Genomic DNA, 1,382 nt, shown 5'->3' on the forward strand with positions numbered 1-1,382 from the left:
CGTTCAGCCAAAACAAACCAGCGCGCATTCTCTCGCCCCCGAATCAACACGTAGGCAAGAGAATCACGTGGCGCTATTTAGGTACAGACCCTAGTGCGCGCAAGCGCTCGTCAGCCCAGATGGCAATTGATGAGGGCGCGCCGCCTGTGTTCGATGGGACGGACCAGATGGTCGATCGCCGACGCCTAAGCTATGAAGAGCTGCCTGCCAGTTGTCCGCTAATGGCCCGCAACCCGACGCGTCCACACGATTATCAAGCGACGGCAGGCACTGCACTTTTCAATTCGGCTCGCTCCACGGCCAGCGGGCGGTGCTCGACGACATGGAATGGCTGGGCGACGAGCATATCGGGCGAATTACGCCCTCCTGTTACAGGAGTTGAAGAGGGACATTCCGGATCTGGCGGCCCGGACTCGTTCGTGGAGTTCGTGACAACCCATGTGCTGCGCTACACTATCCTTCCGCTTTCATTATTATTCCCGAGCAGGCAACCGCCCATAATGCCATTTGTTGCATTAGCAGCCCAGTTGTTCGCAAACAAATCATCGACATCCTTGCTCGGGAGCCCCCCACCGGGATTCGCCGCTTGTTGAACAAAGGCTTGCGCCAGCGAGTGCCGAAACGCAGAGATGCTTTCCGCATCCATGGGCGAGATCTCGCAGACCAAAGCTTTACTGTCGGCATCCATTAAGACCTGTGGACCAAAAGCAGTACCGCTCGGGTTTGACGCCATAATCAACGTGAAGCTAATTTTGACCCCGGCCGAGGTCGTAAAACTATGAGATGCCAAAGAAACTAGCCTCTGCATCAGCATCGAACCGACAGGCGCCTCCGCACGGAGAGCCGGACCATTCTGCCGGAACGATCCTGCAGGAGCGAACGACGCCACTCGAGGCCCTTTGTCTGCTCTCCTCTTTAGAACGTCTTCGTCGGGATAATTTGACGGCTCGTCACTGCTCAGCGTCATCGATCGATAGCGCAGACGCGAGGGCGCTGGAAGAATCACAGGAGCCAATACAGCGTTGCACGGTGCACCCGCATTAGCCCCATTGAAGCTGAACAGATCCGCACCCCGCTCAAAGAGCTCCCCTCGTATGGGCTGGTTGTCACTGAAAAGATGGAGGGCTTGGCATTCCGACTGAAAATTATCAACAAGTAGGATGGAAGAAACAATCAGCATCCCGGCACAATCACTCCGATAGCCGGAGCGTTTTGCCATGGCTCCGCGGTTGCTCACCACCAGCAAAAGCAAGGCCGCAAGCACGCTCACGAAGTACAAAAACACCAGCCTAGTACCCGGAATCAGAGCTGAGTGATACGGCGGCCTTTGAAACGGCGTTGACGGACCTTTTTCTTGGTCCAGACGAAGGGCTCGGCTCTGT

1 protein-coding gene is annotated in these 1,382 nt (G+C 56.3%); it reads right to left on the reverse strand.

Annotated elements, in window-relative coordinates; translation table 11 throughout:
- Positions 1-448 precede the first annotated feature (448 nt).
- A partial coding sequence (locus tag IQ16_RS44950; protein ID WP_244636099.1) for a hypothetical protein occupies positions 449-1,382 on the reverse strand: 934 nt, incomplete at its 5' end.

Source organism: Bradyrhizobium huanghuaihaiense, assembly GCF_007830635.1.
Classification (GTDB): domain Bacteria; phylum Pseudomonadota; class Alphaproteobacteria; order Rhizobiales; family Xanthobacteraceae; genus Bradyrhizobium; species Bradyrhizobium huanghuaihaiense.